Raw genomic sequence first — 22,098 nt, 5'->3', positions numbered from 1 at the left:
TGCCCGCCGCGGTGGCGAGGAACTGTATATTCATACAGTTTCCTGACTCTTGCGAGAGTGAACCATGGACGAGAAGTCCTCCCGCATCCGCTGGGACGACCAGGAGCTGGCGCGGCTGGCCGCCGTGATGGCGCCGCGCCTGCTGGCCGACCCGGCATTGCAGCCGCTGGACGCGGCGCGCGCCGCGCAGGACGTGGCGCTGGAGCCGCACCGCCGCCGCGAGCTCAAGGCCTGGTCGATGCTCGAAGCCCGGCTGCAGCCGCGGCTGGAGGCGGCGCTGGCGCGGCTGCGCGCGCAGCCGTCGCTGCCCGAGGTCGATGCGCCGGCTGGCGACGGGGCGGCCGCCGCTGCGGCGCCGCGGCACGAGGCCGCAACGGTTGCGTGTGAAATGGCCTTCGCCGTGGCCGGAACGCCGGCCATCGAGGCGGACGCGCCCACGCCGGACCTGTTCGGCGCGCCGGCCGATGCCGGCGGCAAACCTTCCCTCAATGCGGCACCGGCACCGGCACCGGCGTTCCTGGGCCGCATCGAGCTGCTGGACGAGGAAGACGACGAAGCGCCTCAGGCGCGGACGCGGGCGCCGGTGGAGGACGCGCAGTCATCCTTCCTGCCGGTGCGCCACGAGCCGCGCCCGGCGGCGGCCCGGGCCGCCGCGGCCGGGCTCGACCCGCTGCGCCTGGAGGCCGCGCTGGTGGCGGCGCTGCAGAGCCCGGCGGTGGAGGCGGTGCTGGTGGAGCTGTTCACGCGCACGCTGGCGCAGGCGGTGGCGCGGGTGGGCATCGCGCCGGTGCAGGCCGCCGAAGAGGCGCCGGCACGCGCGGTCGTGAATGGCGCCGGCGGCGGCGGCCAGCGCGTGTTGCTGGCGGGCTTTCCCGAAGCGCAGCAGCGGGCGCTGTCGGAGGCGCTTGGCGGCCGCTTCGAGGTGCGCGCGTGGCGTCCGGCGCAGGGGCCGCAGCTGTTCGAGACGCTGGCGCGGCTGTGCGGCGTGGTGGTCGTGCCCGAGGACGCCGACGACAGCGTCGATGCCGACCTGAAGCACCTGGACGTGCGCGTGGTGCGCCACGCCGGCCAGGCCAGCCGGCTGGCCGAGCGCATCGGGGCGCTGGGCTGACGCGCCGTGCCGGCGGGCACCGGGGCGTGATGCTTTCCGTCACCGTGTTGCGCCCGGCTTGCTTCGGGAAACAGCCGGGGCGCCGGCGCGGTGCTTCATGCTGAAAAGTGCCGGAGCTTCAGTCCATTCACCAATGGACAGCGGGAAACCAGGGGCCAACATGCGCCCCCAACGATGTTCCGCAGTTTCCGTGCCCTGAATCCCAAGCGCAGCCTGGCCACCGCCGTGGCCTGGTTCGCGGTCGTCCTGTCGCTCACCGTTGCGCTGGCGCTGGTGGCTGTCGGGGACTATGCCGCCGGCAGCATGCTGGCGCAGCACGACGCCACGCTGAAGCGCTTTGCCGGCGAGGTGGCCGCGGAGCTGGAGCGCGTCGTAGCGAGCACGCCGCGCGCCAAGGGCGCCGCGCCGGTGCTGCCGTCGCAGGGCTGGCTCAACGCCGTGGTCGATGCGGTGCGCGAGCGCACCAAGCCTGGAGCGCGCGCGCGCGTGCTGCTGATCGACGAGCGCCGCGGCGTGGTGTTCGAGCGTCCGTCCGGCGCGGCCACGGCCGCTGCCGACGCGGGCGACATGCCGACCGCGCCCGCCTTGCCGCCCCTGCTGCCCGGCGTGGCGCTGCTGCCCGGTGACGACGGCCGCCGCACCGTGATGGTGGTGGCGCCGCGCGAGACGGCGCCGTCGCTGGCCGCGCTGGGCGTGCAGGTCGCGGTGCTGCAGCCGGCCGAGGAGCGCGGCATCGGCGGCGGCAGCCTGCAGGAGAAGCTCACCGCCATCTCCATCCTGCTGAGCATCACGGCCGCGCTGGTGGGCGCCATGTTCGCGCGCCGCCTCACGCGGGGGCTGGGCGCGCTCACGGCGCAGGTGCGGCGCGTGGCGCGGCAGGAGGCCGAGGGGATCGTCGAGCCGCAGGGCCGCGACGAGGTGGCCGTGCTGGGCCGCGCCTTCAGCCGGCTGCTGCAGGCGCAGCGCCGCGAGCACGACGAGCTTGACCGGCTCACGCGCGAGCTGGAGCAGCGGGTGCAGGCGCGCACGCGCGAGGTCGAGCGCCTGGCCGCCGACAGCCGCTACGCGGCCGTGGTGCGCGAGCGGCTGCGGCTGGCGCGCGACCTGCACGACACGCTGGCGCACTCGATGATGGAAATGCTGGTCGAGGTGCGCACGCTGCGCATGCTGCATGCGCACGATCCGGCCAAGCTCGGCGCGGAGCTGGACCGCGCCGAGGAGGTGGCGCGCCAGGGCATCAAGGAAGCGCGCGAGGCCGTCAGCCAGCTGCGACTGAACGCCGTGCGCGACCTGGGCCTGGGCGCGGCGCTGGGCGGCGCCGCCAACCGCTTTGCCGAGCGCACCGGGCTGGACGTGCGCTTCAGCGCCGACCCGCAGGCCGCCACCTTTGCCGACGCGCGCGCGGAGACGCTGTTCCGCATTGCCGAGGAGGCGCTGCGCAACATCGACCGCCACGCGCAGGCCAGCCGCGCGGACCTGGCGCTGAGGAACCTGGCCGACGGCACGATCGAGCTGGCCATCACCGACGACGGCATTGGCTTCGACGCCGGCGCGGCGCATCCCGGCCACTACGGGCTGGTCGGCATCCAGGAGCAGGCCCAGCTCATCGATGCCGAGTGCGAGCTGCGCAGCGCGCCGGGCCAGGGCACGGCCGTGCGGCTGCGCCTGCGCGTCGGGCCCGAGATGAGCGCGCCCGGCGAGGGCGGGTGCCGGGCCGCGCAGCTGCATTGAAGCGACATTGAGTAAAGACCCGGAAGGACGACCTCCCATGCAATCCGTCCTCGACGGCCCCACGGTCGACGGCCGCAACGACATGCTGAAGACGGCGCAGCCCGCGCTGCCCTGGCTCGACGACCTCGCCGACGACACGCCGCCGGGGCCGCGCTTTCGCTGGGGACAGCTGGCGATGGCGATGGTGTGCATGGCCACCATCGCCAACCTGCAGTACGGCTGGACGCTGTTCGTCAACCCGTTCTCGGAGCGCTACGGCTGGAGCCATGCCGCGATCCAGGTGGCGTTCTCCATCTTCGTGCTGACCCAGACCTGGCTGGGTCCGCTGGAGGGCTACCTGGTGGACCGCTTCGGCCCGCGCCCGGTGGTGCTCGTGGGCGGGCTGCTGTGCGCCATCGGCTGGGTCATGAACGCCTTCGTCGATTCGCTGGCGCTGCTGTACGTGGCCTCGGCCATCGCCGGTACCGGCGCGGGCGCGGTGTACGGCACCTGCGTGGGCAGCGCGCTGAAATGGTTCCCGGACCGGCGCGGCCTGGCGGTGGGGCTGGTGGTGGCGAGCTTCGGCGCGGGGTCGGCGCTGACGGTGGTGCCGATCTCGATGGTGATCGCCTCGCGCGGGCCGGAGGTGGCGTTCCTGTACTTCGGCCTGGGCCAGGGGCTGCTGGTGATGCTGCTGGCCCTCGGCCTGGAGGACCCGAACCGGCTGCTGCCGCACGTGGAGACGCCCGCGCCGCCGCCGCACCTGCGCCAGTCGCGCCGGGACTACACGCCCGCGCAGGCGCTGCGCCAGCCGGTGTTCTGGGTCATGTATGCCATCTTCGTGCTGGTGGCCGCGGGCGGGCTGATGGCCACGGCACAGCTCGTGCTCATCGCGCGCGACTTCGGCATCGCGGACGCGGAGCTGCACCTGGCCGGGCTGGCGCTGCCGGTGCTGACCTTCGCGCTGGCGCTGGACCGCGTGCTCAACGGGCTGTCGCGGCTGCTCTTCGGCGGGCTGTCGGACCGCATCGGGCGCGAGCAGACGATGGTGATCGCCTTCAGCCTGGAGGCGGCGGCGATCCTGGCGCTGTACGAGCTGGGCGCGCAGCCGCTGGGCTTCGTGCTGCTCACCGGCGCGCTGTTCCTGGCCTGGGGCGAGATCTATAGCCTCTTTCCGTCGGTGTGCGCCGACACCTTCGGCTCGCGCTTCGCCGCGGCCAACGCGGGCTTCCTCTACACCGCCAAGGGCGTGGCGTCGCTGGCGGTGCCGCTGTCGAGCGCGCTGGTGCTGGCCACGCGCGACTGGCACGCGGTCTTCCTCATCGCCTGCGCGATGAACGTGGCCGCGGCGCTGCTGGCGTGGTTCGTGTTGCGGCCAATGCGGCTGCGGTTGCTGGAGGAGGGAGCCTCCGCCATTCTTGTCTATGAAAAATCGCCCGTGAAACACTGCTACCCATCATGGGACCCATCAATTCCCAAGGCGGTTGGAGAGCAGGTCAGCAAGAGACCCGGTTGTGTAGGTGTGTCCGCTCACAACGAGAGTTCCTGAGATGGCATGGAAGCTGTCGTTGGCGTTTCACCCATAAAGTTATTGAGCCTGCAGCAACTGGCACTTTGCCAGTTCGGGGTTCATAAATTGTCGATGACAATTGCTGTTATCAATGAAGATGCTGTGAAGCTGGACTACGGGCTCTGCGAATTCTCGCAGCGCAAGGTAATTGCAAAACACAGCGTGGACGACTCCACCGTCAGCCTCAAGGCCAGGACGCTGGGCTGGACGGACAACTTCACCCTGACCGTCAAGCTGGTCACCAAGACGGCGCTCCTCGAGGCGGCGAAGCGGCGCGCCGAGGAAATCGACGCTGAGGTCGGTGCGGAATCGGAGCGCGAAACTGAGGGTGCCATCAAGGCCGCCGTCTCCGAGAATGTGGCCATCGTGATGGGTCACCGCAAGTGGCTGGCCGACTTGGCCACGGCGGTGGATGAGGACAAGGCGCGGCTGCTGGAGTTCGGGCCGCAGTCCATCGACGTGCGCGAGGCCGCCGTGTTCGTGCAGGCCGTGGGCAACCCGGCCAACGCCACGAAGGTGCTCATCGAACAAGAGCGCAAGGTGCACGGCCTTGATGACCAGACGCAGCAGCACTCCGGCTACGAGGACCTGCTGGCCGCGGTGCTCGCTGCATGATCAGTTGCGCTATTAGCGACATCGCTATGCCGCCTGCGGCGTAACGTTCAGCGTAACTGGAGCGCAACCTGACCGAAAACCACGGTGGCCATGACAAAAGATGAAGGCGACGCCAAGGGCAGGAAAAGCCTGTACGACACCCCGTGGGCTCACTTGCCGCTGCCTGGGGTTCCCATCGGCCCGAGCTCCTGGCTGACTGTTAGGACAGCAAGCGAGCGGCAGGCCAGGCGGCTTGCCGCCGCCAACCTTGACGACGCCGAAGAAATCATGATCCCGGCGCATCTTCGTGAGCCCAAACCCCTAAAGCCGCCGCCGCCGCCAGCCCCAACTACCAGACAGCGGTTGAAGCAATGGTTGCGCCTTGTTCTGCTGCGCCAGACCTCGTAGCCAAGCTGGCGCAGGTGCCGACGGCATGATCGCTGCCGGCCCCCACGCTGGCGTCCAAGTCCCAAAAAAGCTCACATGAGGACATGGCGGGCCCGCCTGTCTGGCTCGCGTTGGTGGCCGCTGCGCAGGTTGCTGGGCCCCTATGGCACGCGGACGCGATAGACGGCCCAAAGCTGCGCAGGTGCCTGCGGCTGTAGGGTCTCCAATGCATCCAGGCATCCAGACCAGCGCCTCTTCGCAGACACTGCCCCGCAAAATAGCTCACCATCCCAGTTGGCACTCAGCACTGCAAGTGCTCAGCGATCCTTCATGTCATGCACCATGGCTTTCTCTCCACTTGCAGCGCCCGGCACAGCCATGGCTAGCTCGACATCGCACGACGACCTCTCCCGAACAGAAGCCTGGTACCGCACTACGTTCGAACACGCGGCCGTAGGCATTGCACACGTCGCGCTGAACGGCCGCTTCATGGCGGTCAACGACCGCTTCTGTGCGATCGTGGCGCACTCTCGCGAGGCACTGCTGCACGGCGGTTTCCAGCGCATCACGCACCCGGCCGATCTGGCCCAGGATGAGGCCAACGTCGCTGCACTGCTGGCCGGCCGTATCGAGTACTACGTGATGGAAAAGCGCTACGTGCGCGGCGACGGCTCGACGGTCTGGGTTGAGCTCACCGTCGGACTGGCCCGCGCCCCAAGCGGCAGCCCTGACCACTTCGTCTCGATTGTCCAGGACATTTCGTCTCGCAAGGCCTTGGAGGCGGCACGGGCAGAAGCTGCACGGGAGCGCGAGGCGGCGCTGCAGCGCTTGCGTGAAAGCGAAGCGCAGGCTCGGCACACCGCCACCGTACTGGAGGAGGTGATCGAGACCATTCCCGACCCCATCTGGACCAAGGACCCGCAGGTTCGCTGGACCTTGTTGAACTCGGCGGCTGCGGCCCTGATTGGCCAGCCTCGGCAAGCGCTACAGGGCCGGCGCTGGAGCGACGTGTCCTCGGCACCCTCAATTCATGAGGCCGAGAGGGAGGACATGCGCGTGCTGCGTGGCGGGGAGCGCATTGAGATGGAGAAAGCATTTTTCGATGCCAGCCACGGCGAGACGCGCCATTTCATCAGCGTGAAGATACCGATGCGCGCCAGCGACGGGCGCATCACGGGAATGCTCGGCGTAGCGCGTGACATCACCGAGCGGCGTGCTGCCCGTGAGCAGTTGCGTATTGCTGCCGTGGCGTTCGAGGCGCAGGAAGGGCTCACCATTGCCGACGCCAGCATGACCATGCTGCGGGTTAACAAGGCTCTGTGCGATCTGACCGGCTACTGCCAGGAAGAACTTGCTGGCTGCCATGTCTCTACCTTGATTCCCGATGAGCCCAAGGTGCTGGCCCATGCAGCCGGCATGGAAGCCATCGAGCATGATGGACACTGGCAGGGCGAGGTCTGGAGCCGGCGCAAGGACGGCACCAGATTCCAGGCCTGGATCAGCGTCACGACGGTGAAGGAAGACAGCGGGGCAGCCACCCACTACGTCGTTTCGCTCACCGACATCAGCCAACGCAAGCGTTCCGAAGCCGAGCTGCTGCAGTCGCAGCTGGATCTGAGCCGGCTCACACAGCGTCTCATGGAGCAGGAACAGGCCACGACCCGGCATTTGGCACAGCTGCTGCACGACGGGCTCGGCCAGACCATCAGCGCGCTGCAGCTGCAGCTCGACGCGCTTGATGCCGCCGGCATGCTGCAGCACCTGCCAGCGTCTTTGCTGCCTCGCGCCGCAGCCGTGCGCGAACTGGCAAGACAGGCCACGGCCGAGGTGCGCAGCGCCCTTGTAGAGCTGCGTCCGGCATTGCTGGAGGATGAGGGGCTGGTCGCTGCCCTGATCCACCACCTGGACCGGCTCGGCCACGATGCCAAAGCGGTGACGCTGACGATGACGGCCGCGCCCGGACTGCAGTCGCTGCGCTGGGCACGGGATGTGGAGTACGCCTTCTTCATGGTCGCTCGCGAGGCGTTGAGCAACGCGCTGCTGCACTCGGAGGCAAGGCGTATCGAATGTAGCCTGGGCGGCGCGGCGCACTGGCTGCGGCTGCTGGTGCGCGACGATGGTACGGGTATGCCCGACGAGCCACGGCGTCCCGGCCATCTGGGCATCGTCGGCATGCGCGAGCGCGCGTTTGCTATCAATGCCCGATTCGAGGTCAAGGGGCGTCCTGGCAAAGGCACGTGTATCGAGCTGGAATGGGAGCAGGAGGACGATGACGCGGATCTATCTGGTGGATGACCACGCCATCGTCCGGGACGGGCTGCGCGCAGTGCTGCAGGCCGCTGGGCACGAAGTGGTGGGCGAGCAGGAGCACCCGGACGCAGCATTGGCCGAGATCACGGCACTGGAACCCGAGCTCGTGCTGCTGGACATGAGCCTGGGCCCACACTCCGGGCTGGAACTGCTGTCAGCGCTGCGCTTGCGCGCGCTGCCGGTGCGCACGCTGGTGCTGACGATGTCGGCACTGCCGCGCAACGTGTCCGAAGCGCTGCAATTGGGCGCATTGGGTTATGTGCTCAAGGGGTCGCCGGCGCGGGACCTGCTGCAGGCGGTCGAAGCGGTGACCCGCGGGCAGCGTCACCTCGGCCCTGGCGTGGCAGACCTGATGGTGCAAGCGATGGCGACCACACCGCGCGACGATCCCATGGCGGCGCTGTCTCCACGCGAGAGGCAGATCGTGCGCCTGGTAGTGCAGGGCCGCTCCAGTGCCGCCATCGGGCAGCAGCTCCATCTCTCGCCCAAGACGGTGGACACGTACCGCAGCCGGCTCATGGCCAAGCTCGGGGTGCCCGATGTTCCGTCGCTGGTGCGGCTGGCCGTGCGCACCGGGCTGGTGGACGACAACGGACAGTGATGTACGCACCCGGCAAGCCGGGGGCACGAGCCGGAACGATCGAGAGCGCGCCACAGCCGTTGTCAAGAACTCCCTACAGCGACTGTCCATATCGCCTTGCAGACGGCCCCGCCGTGCTACGGCCACACTGCCGGGCATCGGCTGCGAGTCCGCGGCCAGCTGAAAGCGCCTTTTTCCATGGCTCAGACCCATCATGCCGCGATCCTGGTCACGAAGTTGACTAGAGGCATTGCCCTGCTGCCCGCTTTGGCGCAGCGCCGTCCCGATCTGCGGTGGCAACTGTGCAGCACTGTCGCACAGGGCGTGTTCGACATCTGCGCAGGCGGCTTCGCGCTGGCCGTGGTGGATGCTGACCATGCCGAGCCGGACTTCGACGTGATGCTGCGCCAGGTGATGCGCTCATCCCCCTCCACGAGGCTGCTGATTCACGCCGACGATCCCCGCAGCCCCTCACACGCTGACATCGCCAGTTGTGGCTGGATCGAGTTCGTGAACACCAAGGCACTGCTCGATGCGCTGGGAGAACTCGAATGCATGCAACGACGCTAGAAGAAGCACTGTCTGCGACGGACGCCGTGCTCAATGGCTTGGCACGGTGTGCCGCCATGGTTGCGAACTGCTCGATGGCGATGGTGGCCGTGGTCCACGCTGATCAGGTCTGGTTCCGGGCCCGCCATGGCCTTGACGTGCCCGCAGTTCCGCTGGAGTTGTCCTTTTGCCGCCATGCCATGGCTTCAGCCGGGCTGTTTGAGGTCTTCGACGCCCAAACCCATCCCCAGTTTGCCGCCCATCCGCTGGTTGTGGACGGCCCCCGGCTTCGCTACTACGCCGGCGTGCCGATGGCCGTCGACGGCCAAGTCGTGGGATGCCTGTGCGTGGCTGACACGCAGCCGCACCGGCTGGAGCGGGCACAGGTGGATCTTCTACAGCAGCTTGCGCACACGGCCGCACATTGGCTTGGCGAGCGTCGCGCACTGATCCAGTCCCTGGGCCACCTGGGCCACGAAATGCGCACACCGCTCAATGCGGTGATGGGTTTCACACAGCTGCTCTCGCAAAGCGCCGACGCGGTGTTGCCGCCGCGCGAGCAGGCATGGGTGGGACACCTGCTACGCGGCAATCAGCATCTGTTGTCCCTGGTCGAGGACATGCTGCAGTTCAGCCGCCTGGAGCTCGACCCCGTACCTCTGAACATCCAGGCGCTGCCGCTGCGCCGGATGCTCGACCGCACCATCGGGCTGATGCAACCCCTGGCAGCACAAGCCCAGGTGGTACTGCACTGCGTCGCCTGCCCCGACGATGCACATGTCGCAGCCGACGAACGCTCGCTGCAGCAGATACTGGTGAACCTGGTGAGCAACGCGATCAAGTACAACCGCCGCCATGGCACCGTGACCATCCGCGTCGAGCCCGGTGCATCCGAATGGCGAATCGACGTCAAGGACGAAGGCCCCGGCATGTCGCCGCAGCAGCTTGCCCGGCTCTTTCGACCATTCAGCCGTGTCGGGACCGATCGCAGCATCCCGGGCAACGGGCTCGGACTGGCCATCGCCCGTTCGCTGGCCGAGCGCATGCAGGGCAGCCTGCGCGTGCATAGCGCGCCAGGCGACGGCTCGGTCTTCAGGCTGCACCTGCAGCGTCCCGCGAGATAGCGGCTGGCCGATTGGGTGAACCGACTCGAACTGGCTGCCACAGCGGTGCGGCGCGCACGCAGTCGAAGCAGCCAGACCCCGGAGCCCCATCGAGAAGCGGTGCACAGGATCGCAAATGGACCGGCGTAAACGAATTGCGACGCAGATCCTTGATGAAAGCCGAGGAACGCCGACCATGGACACCTGCCACGCCGCTGCAGTCCTTGCTGGTGTCAATCTCCCAGATGCCGATGAGTGTGACGACGGGGCCTGCTGCTGTCCGCGCTGCCCTTGGCGGCTGACCGCACGCAATTGGCGACCGAACCGCGATGGTGAACCATGACACGCGCGGTCGTAGAAGGCGCACAGCGGCTGTGGTGGCCGGGGATCGAAGGCGTCGGCCAAGCCACAAGATTGCCATGCTGTCGCGTCGCAGGCATCATGCCGCTTCGAGTGTTCGGACTGTTGGAGTCGGGCCAGAATTGAGCCGATTTCTGTCGACTTGCCTACGATCAGTCGATCAAGCGCGGTCATGAAATTCGTTGATCGAGCAAGTAACGTCTCGATCAATGGCGGCGCAGTACCCGTCCGGCACGGCGGCTCATTCTAGCGTTGGCGTCATCAGGTCACCGCAACGGGCGCTGCGTTAAAACCGTCATGGCTTTCATCGAGCCGGAACACGGACACGACATGCATCAGGCGCTGAGCTTGCTGGCGCAACGACTCCGCGGCTGCGGCCGAATCTTCCACCAGGGCGGCGTTTTGCTGCGTGACTTGGTCCAGGCTGCTCACCGCCCCGTTGACGTGACCGATGCCATCGCGTTGCTCGCTGGCTGCCATGGCGCTCTCCTTGATAAGTTTGGACACGCGCTCCACGCTGGCCACGATGTTGTTCATCGTAGTGCCGGCCTGCTGGCGCGGCTTGGATCCCGAGACCCCGCACCTGTCAGGCCTCGGCCAGGTCTCCCAGTAGTATCCGAGCGGCGTCGAAGTCCAGGTCGGCCATGGCTTGCTGGAGCTTTCCGAAGTTGTGGTCGCCCAGCGCTGCACGAAGCTGCGGGGCGAGCTCCTGGAACAGGTCCTCGCCGTTCAAGCTTTGGCTACGCAGCAGCTCCAGGAAAGCCTTCTTGTCTGCCATGCTGAGGGGCACAGCGCTGGTCTGCGGCGCCGGCACAGCCGCATCTGGCGCCATCACCGCTGCGCAAACCCAGCGCATGCGCTGCAGTGTCGCGGCGAGCTCGGTGCACAGCGCAGCCGATTCCGATGCCTCCAGCGGCCCGGAGCGCAATCCCACCTCGAGCGACTGCGCCGTGGCTTGCAACGCCTGCATGCCCAAATTGGACGCGCTGCCGCGCAGGCGGTGCATGCGCGCCGTGAAGGCGCCAGCGTCGCTATGCAGTTGCTGCTGCGCCTGGCGTTCATCCTCAAGATCGGCAAACTCGCGCAGCAACCGCTCGACCATCGACTTGAACAGCATCAGGTCATGGCCCAGGCGTTGCGCCGCCGTTGTGGTGTCAACGCCCTCGATGACGGGCCACGGCTGCGAGGCTGCTGCCGTGGTCTTGACTTTGGGCAGAGCGTCGTAGGGCAGGGGCTGCCCTTGGGCACGCTCGACGTGCCAGCGCACGCTGCGCACCAGGGCCTGCGGGTCCAGCGGCTTGGTCAGAAAGTCGTCCATGCCTGCGGCCCGGGCGCGCTCTCGTTCGCTCACGAGGGCGCCAGCGGTCAGCGCAAGCACAGGTAACTGTGTGAGCCCCAGGTCAGCGCGCAGCCGCTGTGTGGCTTCCAACCCGTCCATCAGCGGCATGTGCACGTCCATGAGCACCACATCGCAGCTGTCGCTGTGCTCGCGCAGCCATTGCAGGGCCTGCACGCCGTCGCCGGCGTTGCTGACCAGGGCGCCCTGCAACTCCAGGATGCGTGTGGCGACCGCGCGGTTGATGTGGCTGTCGTCCACTACCAGCACGCGCACGCCCGGCAGCGCGCGGCTGCCTTCGGGCAGCGGTGTGCTCGACAGCGCCGCCTTGTCGGAACCAGCTCCATGGCTGGCCATGGCCTGCGTGACGGCGCCGAAGACGCTGGAGGTGCTCGCCGGCCAGGACAGGTGCCCGTGCGGGCGCAATGCTGTGTCTCTCGGCGCCCGGGGGTCAGCCGCGTTGTCGCTGAGCACGATTACCACGGGCTTGCCGTTGATGCGGTGCACCGCCAGCGCCTCGGCCACCAGGGCCTGCGCATTCCCACTCGGCGTCGTCTGTGCCTGTTCGTCCACCAGCAGCACGTCCGGCAGCGTGCCGGGGACAGCAGGCGCCTGCAGCCGGGCTCCGGCCTGCGCTGGGGGTACTGCCCGGGCGCGCCAGCCCATCGAGTGGCACATGGCCAGCAGCGTCTCGCGGCGTTCGGGGCGCTCGCTCACCAGCGTCACCTGTAGCTCACTGTCCTGCTGGCCCGGTCGCAGTCCCAAGCCCATCTCCACGGTGACGAAGAACTGGCTGCCTTTTCCGGGCTCACTGGTTACCGCCGCCGTGCCGCCCATGAGTTCCGCCAGGCGACGCACGATGGACAGGCCCAGCCCCGTGCCGCCGAAGCGTCGAGTGGTGCTGGCGTCGGCCTGCGTGAAGGGCGAGAAGAGGCGCTCCTGCACCTGTGGCGTCATGCCAGGGCCCGTGTCCTGTACTGTGCAGTGCAGCCGCATTCGCTGGCTGCCCAGGCTCTCGCCGCTCACACGCAGCGCGACTTGCCCAGCCTCAGTGAACTTCAGTGCGTTGGACAGCAGGTTCACCAGGATCTGGCGCAGCCGTGTGTCGTCACCCACGAGCAGCTCCAGCGTCGGCGGTGCAGGCTCGATCAGCAGCGCCAACCCCTTGGCCCGGGCCTGTGCAGCGAAAAGGTCATGCAGGTCCCGCAGGAGGTGGCGCAGATCGAACGTGCGCGACTCCAGCGCGATCTCGCGCGCCTCGATTTTGGCCAGGTCCAGCACGTTGTTGATGACGCCCAGCAGCGTGCGGCTGGCCACCTGGATCTGCGCCACCGATTCCTTCTGTGCCGCGTCCAGCCGGGTCTGCTCCAGCAGGTATGCCATGCCCACTACCGCGTTGAGCGGCGTGCGGATCTCATGGCTCATGTTGGCCAGGAACTCGCTCTTGGCCGCACTGGCCGCCTCGGCGGCCTGGCGCGCTTCCACCAGCGCCGCGGCGGCAGCGTGGCGGGCGCTGACGTCCTGTAGCGTGCCCACCAAACGCACCGGCGCACCCTGCGGGTCGGTTGGGTCGTACTGGGGCTCGCCCACCGTGCGCACCCAGATCGAGCGCCCGTCCATCGTGGTGTAGGGCACTTCCAACTCGTAGGGCACCCCTTGCTCAATAGCTATCCGCGCCGCCGCGGCTACCTTCTGTCGCGCCTCGCCGGGATAGCTGGCAAGCGCCGTCTTGGCACTGAGCTTGCGCCCGGGCTTAACCCCGGTGATGCGATGCATCTCGGCGCTCCACTGCACCTGGCCGCTGCGCAGGTCCACCTGCCAGCCGGCCACGCCCGAGACTCGGCTCACGCGCTCCAAAAAGGCCTGGCTTTCCGCCTGCGCCTGCTGGGCCTGTCGGGTGAGCGTGACGTCCTGGTGGATGCCGTGCATCCACTCCGGCGCCCCGTCGGCGCCTCGGGTGGCCACGCGGCCGCAGGCTTGCACCCAGACCCAAGAGCCGTCGCGATGGCGCATGCGCATCTCGCAGTCGTAGTGCTTGTCTTCGCCGTGCAAGTGGCGCTGCAGCAGCGCCTGCGCGCGCGGTAGGTCCCTGGGGTGTACCAGCTCAGCCCAGGTGTCGACAGTAGTCGCGCCCAGTTCCGCAAGGGTGCAGCCCACAATGGCCGCCCAGCGCTCGTCGAAGCGCGTCTCGCCGGTGCGCACGTTCCACGCCCAGGTGGCCACGCGGGTGTCATGCAGGATGTCCTGCAACCGCTGGCGCTCGGCCGCGAGCGCCAGCCGACTCGCGGTGAGCTCGGTGACGTCGTGCACGAGCGAGTAGAAGCCCCGCACCTGGCCGTCCACCATGTCGGGCACGTAATGCGTGATCGAGTGCCGCACGCCGCTGCCGTCGGGCAGCGGGTACGTGCATTCGAAATGCTGCGGCAGTCCGCTCAACGCCGCCTGCACGTAGGGCAGGCTGACCTCAAACAGTTGGGGGCCCAGCGCCTCCCGGAGGTGAGGCCGCGGCTGAGCATCGGGGTCCCGGCCAAGCCAGGACACGGCTGCTTGGTTGGCGAAGCGGTTGATGAGGTCGCGGTCCCAGTAGCTCACCAGCGAGGGCAGGGCATCGAGCACGCTGCGCAGATCACGCCGTGCACCCTCCAGCTCGGCCGTGCGCTGCTCCACGCGCTGCTCTAGGCTGGCGTTGAGGCGGCGCAGCTCGCTGGCCTGCAATTGCTCGCGATCACGCAGGGCGTGCAATGCCTCAGCCAGCTCACGCGCCTCGCGGTAGGCCGGGTCCTGCAGTTTGAGTGACTGGGGTTGTGCCAGTGCCAGCCAGTGCATGAGTTGCAGCAGCGGGCTAGCCAGCCGGTGCGCCAGCGCTGGCGTGGCCAAGCCGATAGCCAGGACCACCAGCAACGTGGCCAAAGCCAGTTGCAGGCGCAATTCGGCGTATTGCGCCAGTGCCAGCGGCGTGGGCTGGCGCACCACCACCACCCAGCCCAGCCCAAGGTAGCGTCCGCGGCCCTGGGTAGCCACCACGGCTGTGAGGTGTGGGCTGCTGGCGAACCAGCCCGGGTCGGCGGATGCAGCCGCACGCAGCGCCGGCAGGTCCAGCTTCGTTTGCGTCGTGCCCGGCGTCCCGACCAGTACTTCACCATCGGCGCGAGTGATGAACACCTCGATGCCACTGCGTGCGGCTTCCGGCGAAAGCAGCTCGCGGCCGAGCTGACGCGCCCATTCCCAGCTGAGGTGGCCGCCCAGCACGCCGCGCACCTTGCCGTCCACCACGATAGGAGCGGCCACGTCCACGAAACGCCAGGGTTCGGCCTGGGCGGGCAGCAGTTTCTCCAGCAGCACGGCCGGATGCACGTCGCCCACGTAAGGACCGCCGAGTGCGCCTTTGAACCAGGGGCGCTTCGACACATCCTGCCCTTCGAGCAGTCCATCAGCAGCGGCCAGCACCCTGCCATCGACGTCCGTCACGCCGACCCAGGCGTACAGCGGCAGCTTGTCGCGCAGCCCCTGTAGCCCGTCGCGCACGGGGTCCAAGGTATCCAGCGAGCGCAGCGGCTTGGACGCAGCCAGCGCCACCATCTCGTTGAAGCGCTCGGCCATGCCGCGGTCGAGCTCATCGCGCATTTGCCAACCCACCTGCGACAGCGCCGCGCGCGAGCGCGTGATCTCATGGTGGCGCGCGAAGCGCTCGATGACCAGTCCCAGCACCAGCGCCGTGACCAAAGCTGTGCCCACGAGCATGGCTGCAGCCCAGAATGACAGCGGCCGGGCTGGAGACTGCTGCGACAACGGAAAATCAGGAAATTTCATTGGATGGTGGGCTGAAACCAGTTCAGCCGGGAACCGTGCATCTCGCGCACGTGGCCTAGTCCTGGAGGAAATGAACCCGTGGCACGGTCAGCGGTCTCTATGGAACTGCAGCGCTGAGCGAGCTCAGTTAGCCGCGCAGCCGGCGTGTCAGTGCGCGGATCAGCCATTGGCAATGGCCGAACGACAGACTTGGCCCTTGGGTGGAGCCGTGCGGCGGAGTGGAAGCTCAAGTGATTTTTCATGGAAAGCGGAAGCTGCGAGAGCGATGGCAGCAACCGGTGAATGGCTGGCCCAGCGCTGCAGTCAGTTCGTATGCAATGGGCAAGACCGAATGCCCCATCCGGGACACCGTCGCCGCGACGCACCAGACCACATCTAGGACGCGCGCGGCAGCTGCCGCAGCGAGGCGGCGGCATTGTCTGCGTCCAGCGCTTTTGAGTACAGCCAGCCTTGCGCGCGAGTGCATCCCAAGGCTGTCAAGGCTTGCGCCTGCGACTGTGTCTCCACGCCCTCAGCCACCACCTCCAGGTCCAAGGCGCGCGCCACTTGCAGTGCCGCCATCACGACCGCTTGGTGGTAGGCGCTTGCGCCGATTTCGCTGATGAAACTGCGGTCGAGCTTGACCTGTTGCACCGGGAGCCGGTGCAGTGCTGCGAGCGACGAATAGCCCGTACCAAAATCATCCAGCGACAGCCGGCACCCCATGGCACGCAATTGCGCGAGCACTTCCAGCGAGCCGTCGTCAGTCATGGCCAAGCTTTCCGTCACTTCCAACTGCAGATCTTCATGGGGCATGGCCAACTCGACCAGCAGGCGCTGCACGCGCCTTGGCAGCGCCGGGTCGTGCAGTTGGGCGCGGCTGAGGTTGACGGAGAGGTACAGGCCGTGGGCCAAGCCCTTCTTGCGCCAAGCCATGAACGTTGCACAGGAGCGTCGCAGGATTTGCTCACCCAGTGTGGCGATGAGGCCACTGTCCTCGGCAACAGGAATGAAAAAGGCCGGGCTGACATGACCGTTGACCGGATCATGCCAGCGCGCAAGCGCTTCGAACCCGCAAGTGCGCCCGCTGCCGATGTCCACGATCGGCTGGAACATCGGATAGATATGGCCGTTGGCCAAGGCATGGCGCAGCCTCTCCTCCATGGCCATGCTGGCTGCCACGCACTCTTGCATCGCGGGTTCGAACAGGACCCAGCGGCTGCGACCACCGCGCTTGGCTTCGTACATCGCCGTGTCGGAGTCCCGCAGCAGCTGTTCGGGATGGCTGTGCTCCGTGGCCAGCACCACACCCATGCTCACGGGAAGTACGAACTCGTGCTCCCCAACTTGGTAAGGCTTGGACATGGCTTGCACCAGCCGGTCGGCCAGCTCGGCAGCTTCAGCCGGCGTGCTTACGTCGTCTGAGACGACGACGAACTCGTCGCCCCCCAGGCGGGCTGCCATGCAGCCGCTGGCAGCGCTTGACCACTCCGTGTCCATGACATCCTGTGGACGCAGGCATTGGCGCAGTCGGCGCGCCACACACCGCAACAGTTCATCGCCGGTGGCATGGCCCAGGCTGTCGTTGACCTGCTTGAACCGGTCGCAGTCCATGTACAGCACGGCAAAACCACGCCGCTGCTGCAACAGCTCCGCCATGTGTGCCAGCAGCCGGCTGCGGTTAGGCAGCAGAGTCAGCTCGTCCGTCTCGGCTCGCCTCGTCAGCTCGGCCAGCAGCCGCTCGCGCTCGGACACGTCCGTGAGCACACAGTGCCATGGACCCCGGGGCGTCTCCCGCTGCGCCGACAGCTCGATGCGCCGCTGGGGCTCCCGTCGCAACTGCAGCACTATCAGGAAGCTCATGGCGCCCGCCTGCTCCGCCGTAGCCAGGCTGCTCTGGAACATCTGCTCGCTCGCGGGGGCGAGACTGAGCAGCACACGCAGGGGATCGCTCATGGCTTGGTGGCAGGTCACGCCCAGCAGATCCAGCAACCGGCCGCCGGCGTACGGAAACTGAACCGTGCACCCGTTGCGTCGCACCTGCAAGATGGCGCCCGGCATCGCGTCCAGGCTGTCCTGCGCTTGCCGAAGCCGGGCCAGCAGCCGCCCTCGTTCGGTCCCTGGAACTGCCATCACGCGGTATGTTTGACCATGGGGTCCCGGGCAGGCACGCCAGTATGTCAACACCGCAACCGTTGCGAGATCGCCGCGCAACTCCAGCACCACCTCGTCGAGTTTGCCGGCCGCCTGCAGCGCTGGCCATATCGTGAGCTCCCACAGCACCCGGTAGGCTGGCGCAAGGATGTCCTTCACAGAACCAGGCAGCAGCACGCGCGTGGCGTCGCCAGGCACGGTAGTTGGCTCCAGCAGCTCACCCCGGCCGTTTACTGTCCAGAAAGCCGCTGGCAGGGAGTACTCCGTGCCAGCCGCGGACAGGAACTTATCACGCGCGGTCACTGCTGGCCACGCCAGTGCCGGAATTCCAGGAGCTGCTGCGCAACTTCCTCAGGCTCACTGACCTGCGGACAATGGCCCGAGGCCTGCAGCTGCACGAGGCGTGAGATCCGGAGATTGCGCTGCAGCCACGCGCCGACTGCAGGCGGCACCAAGGCATCGTCGCGGCATTGCAGTACCAGGGTGGGCACCTTGAGCTTGGCAATGGCCGGACGCACATCGGTCAGGAACGTGGCCTTGGCCCAGCGCACGGCGATGTCAGGGTCCATCTGGCAGAACTTGTGCTCCAGGCTCTGCGCCAGGGCAGGGCGGTCGGTGTTGCCCATCACCATCGGTGCCACGGCATGAGACCAGGCGGCCTGTCCTTCGGCCAGCCCGCGCAGCAGCGCATTCAACTGCTCCAGCTCGAAGCCGCCTTCATATTCGGGCAGCTCGTTGAGAAAGCACGGCGAAGGCGCCAGCATTGCCAGTTGCCCAAACAGCTTGGGGGTGCGCACAGCCGCCAGTGCCCCGATGGAGGCAGCCACCGAGTGGCCCACGTAGATGAGGTTGGGTATCCCGAGCTCTTCCATGAGGGCGGTCAGGTCATCCGCATAGCCCGGCAGCGCCTGATGCCGTACGTGGTCGTAGGCTGAGATATCGGCCTGGCCGGCGCCTGGCCAATCGAAAAGGATGCACCGGGCATCGTGCATCAACTCGGCAGCCGGGTACCACATGGTCTGGTCACAGCCGTAACCGTGGGCCAGCAAGAAAGTGGGCGCATCCGTGTCGCCAGCCCGTCCCATCTCGCGGACGTTCAACTTGTTCTTCAGCGACATGACAGTCGTTATTCCTGTTGCTCGCGCCTTCGAGTGAAGGCTCAACTGTCCTGCGCAGTCTTGCAGCAGGCTGTCACCTGCTCGTTCGGCGAACCGCAGGACTGATGAAGGCGGCGGGCTCCGAAAGTCACAAAAAGTGTGACTTACAGCACGGCAAGTGATTGCGGTACTCAACGACTGCACGTCCATTACGACAGTCGGGCTGGCTCACCCGCGACGTTCATCTATTGGTCTTGGCAGTGGTCGTTTTTCACACGGAAGGGTTGGTCGAAAGATGCGTTTGACTCAGCCACGAATTTTTGGCCGCCACACCTTTCATGATGTCAACGTCGGCTCAATGAGTAAGGCACACCGACCTGAGCTCCCTGACATCCCAAAGGCTCCCTTAATGAACAAGAATTCCGTGAAGCTCGGCACCCGCCTGAGCTTGGCCTTCGCTGCACTGGTTTTGCTGACCATCGCGGTAGGTGGGCTAGCGCTGGTTCAGCTCTCAGGCATGAACACTCGTACCCAGGACATCGCTGAAAATTGGCTGCCCAGCATCAAGATGCTTGGCGAGATGCGCACTGCAGCCAACCAGCTGCGTCGGCAGGAGGCCGATCACGTGCTGTCAGTGGAAGCAGCCGAGATGGCCGCCATTGAAGGCCGCATGGCCGAAATCCAAATCTGCCTGGGCGGCCAAGCAAAAGGCTTACGAGCCAATGATTGCCACAGCTGAAGAGCGGTCTGGCTACGAGGAGTTCAAGAAGCAGCGCGATGCCTACCTCGCCATCCAGGCGCGACTGCTTGACATATCGCGCGGTGGTGACAGGACCATGCAGGAAACCAAGGCACTGTTCCGGGGGGAGTCGCGCAGCGCTTTCAATGCCATGGCAGCGCAGCTGGGAAAGCTCGTCGACATGAATGACAAGGGCTCCGTCGAGTCAGCTGCCGCTGCGCGAGACACCTATGCATCAGCCAAGCTGTGGACCATGCTGCTGGTTGGCGCGGCCGCAGTGCTGGCCGTAGGCCTTGCCGTAGTGATCGTGCGCAGCATCACCCGGCAGCTTGGCGGCGAACCTGCGGATGCCGCCGCACTGGCACAGCGGGTGGCCGATGGCGACCTGAGCGTGTCGATCGCCGTGCGCCCTGGCGACCAGGATAGCCTCGTCGCGGCACTCAAGCGCATGCAGGACAGCCTCTCGGGCATCGTGACTACCGTGCGGGCCAACGCGGAGAGCGTGGCGACGGCCTCGGCGCAGATCTCCCAGGGCAACAGCGACTTGTCCAGCCGTACCGAGGAGCAGGCCTCGGCGCTGGAAGAGACGGCAGCGTCTATGGAAGAGCTCTCGGCCACCGTCCGGCAAAACGCCGACAACGCCGCGCAAGGCAACCAGCTCGCCGTGGACGCGTCCAGTGTCGCCGCGCAAGGCGGCGAGGTGGTGGGCCAGGTCGTCGAGACGATGAAGAACATCAACGCAAGCTCGCAGAAAATCGCCGAGATCATCGGCGTTATCAACGGCATCGCGTTCCAGACCAACATCCTGGCCCTCAACGCCGCGGTGGAAGCTGCGCGCGCTGGCGAGCAGGGCCGGGGCTTCGCCGTCGTGGCCACCGAGGTGCGCAGCCTGGCGCAGCGCAGCGCGGAAGCCGCCAAGCAGATCAAGGACCTCATCCACACCAGCGTCGAGACGGTGGAGCAGGGCACTGATCTGGTGGACCGCGCCGGCACGACGATGGGCGAGGTGGTGACGTCGATCCGCCGAGTCACGAGCATCATGGGCGAGATCAGCACAGCCAGCGCCGAGCAGAGCTCCGGCGTGGCGCAGGTCAGCGAGGCAGTCGCGCAGATGGGCAAGGCCACGCAGCAGAACGCGGCGCTGGTCGAGCAAAGCGCGGCTGCTGCGGAGAGCCTGAACTCGCAGGCCAGGCAGCTGCTCAGCGCCGTAGCGGTCTTCAAGCTGGCGGGCCAGAACGCGGCTGCGGTGGTACAGCCTGCAGCACAGGCAGGCCCGGCCACGGCCTGGAAGGGAAGCGAGCGCAGGGGACCCGGGCGGGCTGCCAACGTGGTGCGACCCAGCTTCAAGGCGTCGCCTGCAGCACTGCCGGTCAAGCCGGCGCAGGCCGCGGCCGCGACAGGCACCGATGACTGGACCTCTTTCTGAGGCTGCGTAACTCAAGTTGCCAGGACTGCGTCCACCTTCATGAGCCGCGCCCTGCTTGGTGGATGCCGACCTGGCCATTTCGTGAAAACAGTGAAGCGACAAGCCGCTATCTGTCATGCCTGCCAGTCTTGATGTGCTGCACGGGCTTGCGCAGCAGGATCCCGTGGAATCTGAAATCCAACGGCGTGCCCGACTCGAAGCTACATTTGCCGAGATGCCTGCAACCGTGGAGTCCAAGGCGCGGGTGATGTTGGCTCAGCTGCAGATTGATATGGCCAGCGCTCGAAACGACGAAGAACGACTGGCGCTTTCGCTGTCTTCCCTGACCGTAGCCATACAGCAGCTGGGCAAAGTCTGGAACGGGTTGCAAACGGAAATCGACCTCTGGCGCGCGCAGCAATAGCGATCGCAAATTGGAGCCGTTGGGTGGGTTCGGTACCGGCAGGGTCTGCCCGCCGTAGCGGCTGAGACTCCTTTTTGCATCGGCGCCACTCTTCGCCGACCAAGCTGCCTGGGCAGCGAAACCCACTGGGCTTGTGCTTGATATCCAGACAGCTTTCGTGACGATGCTCGCCGGCGTGTTTGCCGGTGCCGTCGCACTTCCGATCCTGGTGGGCTGGCGCAGCAGTGCCGGCGCACGCTGGATGATCAGCGCCGCCGTGACGCAGGCCCTGGCCTGGGCGGCATTGCTGCTGGCGCGCGCGGTGCACGACCGGCTTCTGTCAACCTTGTGGATCGCGCTGCTGGGTGCGAGTTTCGTGTCGATCTGGCATGCCATCGACTGCCGGCTGGATCGTCGTCCCGGGCGTGAATTCGTACGCGCTGTGGCGTTCCTTACCACCATGGGCTACGGCCTGGGCTTTGACAGCTATGCCTGGCGCGTGGGCTGGTCCAATGCCGGACTCGCCGCGATGTTGGGAGCCATCGTGCTGGCCTGTGCCTGGCCAGCCCAGAGGAAGGGGCGTCGCTGGCGCGGCGTGGTCCTGGCCGCCGCCGCCGCGTTATTGGTGGTGACGCTGGGCCGCGGCATCCTGGGGGCCTTCTTCACCTCGCTGTACCCCGAGTTGCGCACCCCGCACCCGCTCAACGTCGCCGGGGCGATCCTGCAGCACGTGACGTTGGCACTGATCACGATGGCGCTGCTAGCCGCCTGGCAGTAAGCGGCCGCTGCGCGGCGTCCTTGCCTAAACGCTCACGCCGTGCAAGGCCGAACGCAGCGGGCTGGCGGCGAAGTGCTGCTTCCACAGCCGTGGCGTGAGCTCGGCCACGCGTGCTGCCGGGTG

Annotated in this window: 16 protein-coding genes; 12 read left to right on the top strand and 4 right to left on the bottom strand. The window is 67.1% G+C overall.

From position 1 onward, the window contains the following. Positions 1–64 precede the first annotated feature (64 nt). From FJ694_RS03230 to FJ694_RS03195, 8 genes are all read left to right on the top strand, one after another. Complete coding sequence (locus FJ694_RS03230) at positions 65–1,111, top strand: hypothetical protein (protein ID WP_157264293.1); 1,047 nt, start codon at positions 65–67, stop codon at positions 1,109–1,111. 174 nt (positions 1,112–1,285) lie between these two features. Then, positions 1,286–2,842, top strand: a complete 1,557-nt coding sequence (locus FJ694_RS03225; protein WP_157264292.1) for a sensor histidine kinase — start codon at positions 1,286–1,288, stop codon at positions 2,840–2,842. 37 nt (positions 2,843–2,879) lie between these two features. Next, complete coding sequence (gene oxlT, locus FJ694_RS03220; protein WP_259373146.1) at positions 2,880–4,370, top strand: oxalate/formate MFS antiporter; 1,491 nt, start codon at positions 2,880–2,882, stop codon at positions 4,368–4,370. A 6-nt stretch (positions 4,371–4,376) separates the two neighbouring features. Next, positions 4,377–5,006 carry a hypothetical protein gene (locus FJ694_RS03215; RefSeq protein ID WP_157264291.1) on the top strand — a complete coding sequence of 210 codons (630 nt, stop codon included), beginning with the start codon at positions 4,377–4,379 and terminating at the stop codon, positions 5,004–5,006. 744 nt (positions 5,007–5,750) lie between these two features. Next, the gene (locus FJ694_RS03210; RefSeq protein ID WP_198320706.1) at positions 5,751–7,667 is read left to right on the top strand and encodes a sensor histidine kinase; all 1,917 of its coding nucleotides are present in this window, start codon (positions 5,751–5,753) and stop codon (positions 7,665–7,667) included. Beyond that, a complete protein-coding gene (locus FJ694_RS03205; RefSeq protein ID WP_157264289.1) occupies positions 7,642–8,283 on the top strand; it encodes a response regulator in 642 nt (213 codons plus the stop codon). The genes FJ694_RS03210 and FJ694_RS03205 overlap by 26 nt, the downstream gene beginning before the upstream one ends. A 177-nt stretch (positions 8,284–8,460) precedes the next feature. Beyond that, complete coding sequence (locus FJ694_RS03200) at positions 8,461–8,832, top strand: hypothetical protein (RefSeq protein WP_157264288.1); 372 nt, start codon at positions 8,461–8,463, stop codon at positions 8,830–8,832. Continuing rightward, a complete protein-coding gene (locus tag FJ694_RS03195; RefSeq protein WP_157264287.1) occupies positions 8,814–9,935 on the top strand; it encodes a GAF domain-containing sensor histidine kinase in 1,122 nt (373 codons plus the stop codon). Before FJ694_RS03200 ends, FJ694_RS03195 begins: the two co-directional genes overlap by 19 nt. A gap of 600 nt (positions 9,936–10,535) precedes the next feature. Here the strand turns inward: FJ694_RS03195 and FJ694_RS03190 are convergent. From FJ694_RS03190 to FJ694_RS03175, 4 genes are all read right to left on the bottom strand, one after another. Next, a complete protein-coding gene (locus FJ694_RS03190) occupies positions 10,536–10,811 on the bottom strand; it encodes a hypothetical protein (protein ID WP_157264286.1) in 276 nt (91 codons plus the stop codon). Positions 10,812–10,860: 49 nt separating this feature from the next. After that, positions 10,861–15,345: a PAS domain-containing protein gene (locus FJ694_RS03185; protein WP_198320705.1), complete on the bottom strand. Its 4,485-nt coding sequence runs from the start codon at positions 15,343–15,345 to the stop codon at positions 10,861–10,863. 450 nt (positions 15,346–15,795) lie between these two features. After that, the gene (locus FJ694_RS03180) at positions 15,796–17,751 is read right to left on the bottom strand and encodes a putative bifunctional diguanylate cyclase/phosphodiesterase (protein WP_157264284.1); all 1,956 of its coding nucleotides are present in this window, start codon (positions 17,749–17,751) and stop codon (positions 15,796–15,798) included. A 101-nt stretch (positions 17,752–17,852) separates the two neighbouring features. After that, the gene (locus tag FJ694_RS03175) at positions 17,853–18,671 is read right to left on the bottom strand and encodes an alpha/beta fold hydrolase (protein ID WP_157264283.1); all 819 of its coding nucleotides are present in this window, start codon (positions 18,669–18,671) and stop codon (positions 17,853–17,855) included. A gap of 388 nt (positions 18,672–19,059) precedes the next feature. Between FJ694_RS03175 and FJ694_RS03170 the strand changes: the two genes are divergently transcribed. The 4 genes from FJ694_RS03170 to FJ694_RS03155 all read left to right on the top strand — a co-directional run bounded on the left by FJ694_RS03170 (position 19,060) and on the right by FJ694_RS03155 (position 21,975). Next, positions 19,060–19,389: an MCP four helix bundle domain-containing protein gene (locus FJ694_RS03170; protein WP_157264282.1), complete on the top strand. Its 330-nt coding sequence runs from the start codon at positions 19,060–19,062 to the stop codon at positions 19,387–19,389. Continuing rightward, the gene (locus FJ694_RS03165; protein ID WP_157264281.1) at positions 19,373–20,815 is read left to right on the top strand and encodes a methyl-accepting chemotaxis protein; all 1,443 of its coding nucleotides are present in this window, start codon (positions 19,373–19,375) and stop codon (positions 20,813–20,815) included. The genes FJ694_RS03170 and FJ694_RS03165 overlap by 17 nt, the downstream gene beginning before the upstream one ends. A 115-nt stretch (positions 20,816–20,930) precedes the next feature. Next, positions 20,931–21,218, top strand: a complete 288-nt coding sequence (locus FJ694_RS03160; RefSeq protein ID WP_157264280.1) for a hypothetical protein — start codon at positions 20,931–20,933, stop codon at positions 21,216–21,218. Positions 21,219–21,375: 157 nt separating this feature from the next. Beyond that, the gene (locus FJ694_RS03155; RefSeq protein WP_157264279.1) at positions 21,376–21,975 is read left to right on the top strand and encodes a hypothetical protein; all 600 of its coding nucleotides are present in this window, start codon (positions 21,376–21,378) and stop codon (positions 21,973–21,975) included. Positions 21,976–22,098: the final 123 nt, after the last annotated feature.

The sequence above is a fragment of the Azohydromonas aeria genome (assembly GCF_009760915.1).
GTDB classification, from domain to species: Bacteria; Pseudomonadota; Gammaproteobacteria; order Burkholderiales; family Burkholderiaceae_C; genus Azohydromonas; species Azohydromonas aeria.
Note: the sequence above shows the minus strand (reverse complement) of the source record. Positions and strands in the feature narration are given on the sequence as shown.